The 3,103-nt window shown below is 67.0% G+C and carries 3 protein-coding genes; all 3 read left to right on the forward strand.

What is annotated here, in order from left to right:
* Nucleotides 1–1,333: DUF1329 domain-containing protein (locus x551_RS20360; RefSeq protein ID WP_036236225.1), on the forward strand; the 1,333-nt coding region annotated here is incomplete at its 5' end.
* Between the two features lie 2 nt (nucleotides 1,334–1,335).
* Nucleotides 1,336–2,343: a photosystem II stability/assembly factor-like protein gene (locus x551_RS20365; protein WP_051495955.1), complete on the forward strand. Its 1,008-nt coding sequence runs from the start codon at nucleotides 1,336–1,338 to the stop codon at nucleotides 2,341–2,343.
* A gap of 22 nt (nucleotides 2,344–2,365) precedes the next feature.
* On the forward strand, nucleotides 2,366–3,103 hold a 738-nt coding region (locus x551_RS20370; protein ID WP_343252164.1), incomplete at its 3' end, for a DUF1302 family protein.

Below are 3,103 nucleotides of genomic sequence, written 5' to 3' on the forward strand. Positions count from 1 at the left end.
ACGCTTCTTCATGGAGCAGACCGCCAAGGGCATTGCGACGGCGGGGGTGCTGGGTCCGCTGTGGCCGATGATCGCGAACTCCGCGGACATCACCAAGGCCTACCCGGACGAGCTGATGTCGATCGACGCCTGGTCCAAGGGCAAGATCAAGACCGGTGACTTCATCACCGCCGAGAACGTCGACATCGTCAAGGATCTGCTCGACCCGGTGGCGTACCAGGAAGTCAAGACCATGGGGCGGCGCATCCGCATCGTGCCCACCACCAAGGATGTGACCCGGATGTTCCCGCACGAATATCTGGAGGCGACCTTGCGCAACCAGGGCAAGGCGAAGTTCGATGCCGGCGGCAACATCGTGTCGCCCGATGGCAAGCCCTGGATCGGCGGCAATCCCTTCCCCGACGCGAAGACCGGTGTGGAGGTGGCGGCCAACCTTACGCTGTGCTGGGGTCGCCACGACAACTCCATCTACGCCATCCGCGACTGGGAGATCGCGCCCGACGGTTCGCAGAGCTACCAGTACGACTTCGCCTGGGTGGAAGAGAACTCGGTCGCACGTGCTCAGGCCAAGAGCTTTCCCGGGGGCGAGGACAAGCTGCGCTACCAGGCCGTGTTCTTCACCTCGCCGGTCGATGTGAAGGGCACCAGCTACCTGAGCACCTGGTACTACGACCAGCGCAAGTTCCCCGATCTCTCCGGTTACCTGCCGGCCTTCAAGCGCGTGCGCAAGTTCCCGACCAACCAGCGCTTCGAGCCGCTGGTGGCCGGCGTGAACTTCTATCTGTCCGACGCCTGGGCGTCCGGCGATCCCATGCTGACCTGGGGCAACTACAAGATCGTCGGTCGCGGCCCGATGCTCGGTGCGCAGTCGCAGACCTGGTACGGCGACCACCCGAACTGGGAACGCCCGGTGCATGGTGGCCCGAAGGGCATCACCTTCTTCGACACCAACATGGAGCTGTGCCCCGACGTGGTGGTGTTCGAGGCCGAACCCGTGGGCTACCCGCGCGCGCCGGTCAGCAAGAAGCGGGTGTGGGTCGACACGCGGAACATGATGTTCGTGGCCTACGTGACCTACGACCGCCGCGGCGATCTCTTCAAGTCCTTCGAGCCGCAGTTCAGCCTGTACGAGAAGGGCGACAAGAAGCTGATGGACGGCAGCCACACCGCGTGGTCGTGGACCGCGGTGACCTGCCACAACATCCAGGACGGCCGCATGACGCGCTTCCTGCAGACCAAGAGCATCGCCGGAGGCGTTTCGCAGGGCTACAACGTCGAGGGCACCTTCGACAAGTACCTGACCGAGCAGGCGCTGCAACGTCTGGGGACCTGAGCATGTCCGAAGGTCGGCAACACGCGCGGCCCGCCGCTCGCGCCGGGCTGTTCGCGCGGTTCGCGGCGATGGCGGTGCTGCTGTCGGGGGCTGCGGTGTCGATGGCGGCACCGCCGTCATCCGGCGCCAAGCTTCTGCGCCACGGCACGGCGCACGATGCCTTGTACGACGTGGTGTTCGAAGGGGAGAAGGGCATCGCGGTGGGGGCGTTCGGCAACGTGCTGGCCACGGCCGACGGCGGGGCGACATGGCAGGTCCAGGCCTTCCCGATGAAGCACCTGGCGCTGATGGCCGTGGCGATGCGCGAAGGCAAATGCATCGCCGTCGGCCAGACCGGCCTGGTGTATGCGGCAGCCGACTGCAAGACCTGGAAGGCTGCGCCCTCCATGACCAAGTCGCGCCTGCTCGCCGTCGACGTCACCCGCCAAGGCCTCGCCTACGCCGTGGGCGCCTTCGGCACCATCCTCAAGTCCACCGACTGGGGCCAGTCCTGGGCCGTGCAGACCGTCGACTGGAGCACCATCACCGACGACGGCGCCGAACCCCACCTCTACGACATCCACGTCGCCGAGGACGGCAGCGTCACCGCCGTGGGCGAATTCGAACTCGTCCTGCGCAGCAGCGACGGCCAGCAGTGGAAAGCCCTGCACAAGGGAGAACGCTCCCTGTTCGGCCTGTCCGTCGTCGAAGGCGGCAAGAAGATGTACGCCAGCGGCCAGAGCGGCGCGCTGCTCAGCAGCGCCGACGGCGGCGCCACCTGGACCTCGCACAAGACCGGCACCGGCGCCATCCTGACCGGCGTGCACGCGACCGCCCAGGGCGAAGTGCTCGCCAGCGGCATCAACGCCGTGGTCCTCAGCCGCGACGGCGGGGCCACCTGGAGCCCGCTGAACTCCAAGCTCGTGCGCAACGCCTGGTACCAGGCGCTCGCTGCGAGCGAAGGCACCGGCGGCAAGCGGCGCCTGGTGGCGGTGGGAGCCGGTGGAACGATCCTGGAACTCGATCTTTGACCTACAACGAGGAGACAACAGCGTGAAGAAGATTCGTACAGAAATCTCTCAGCGGCACGCCATCGCAGCAGCTGCGTTGGTCGCGCTGTGTGGGTCGGCCCAGGCGGCCGAATGGGCCGTGTCGGGCTTCATCCGACAGGAGTTGGCGGTCAAGACCACCGACGACCAGAACCTCACCAACCAGGGCGGCAACTCCACCAACGGCGTGAGCTACACCAACAACGGTGTGGCCGCGGGGCTCTCGCCCACCCTGACCCGCCCGGCGGAGTACAAGAAGGACGCCGACATCAACTGGTTCGCCACGCGAGTCGACCTCAACTTCGACGGCAAGCTCACCGAGTCGCTCAAGGCCACCATCAAGCTGCGCGGCATCCTCGACGAGACCCGCGTCGTCGAGAGCGCCTACGGCACGCGCACCGTCGGCGGCGCCAGCACCGGCGTGGGCGACATCAACTCCGGCAGCAGCTTCCGCCAGGCCTTCGGCGGCACCGCCGGCGGCCCGCTGGCCTACGCCACCGACCGCGCGCTGATCGACCTGCCCGCCTTCTACCTCGACTACAACAACGGCCCGCTGTGGATCCGTGCCGGCAACCAGCAGATCGCCTGGGGCGAGGCGCTGTTCTTCCGCGTGGCCGACCAGCCCAACGGCCTGGACCTGCGCGGCCACCTGTTCGGCGTCGCCGCCGAAGAGTACTCCGACACCCGCCGCTCCGCGCTCGGCCTGCGCGCCAACTACCGCGTCAACGAGAAGATGGACGTT

The sequence above is a fragment of the Methylibium sp. T29 genome (genome assembly GCF_000576205.1).
GTDB classification, from domain to species: Bacteria; Pseudomonadota; Gammaproteobacteria; order Burkholderiales; family Burkholderiaceae_C; genus Methylibium; species Methylibium petroleiphilum.

Excerpts from the sequence above, each read along its gene's own strand:
- x551_RS20365 (WP_051495955.1), top strand. The coding sequence starts at position 1,336 with ATGTCCGAAGGTCGGCAACACGCGCGGCCCGCCGCTCGCGCCGGGCTG.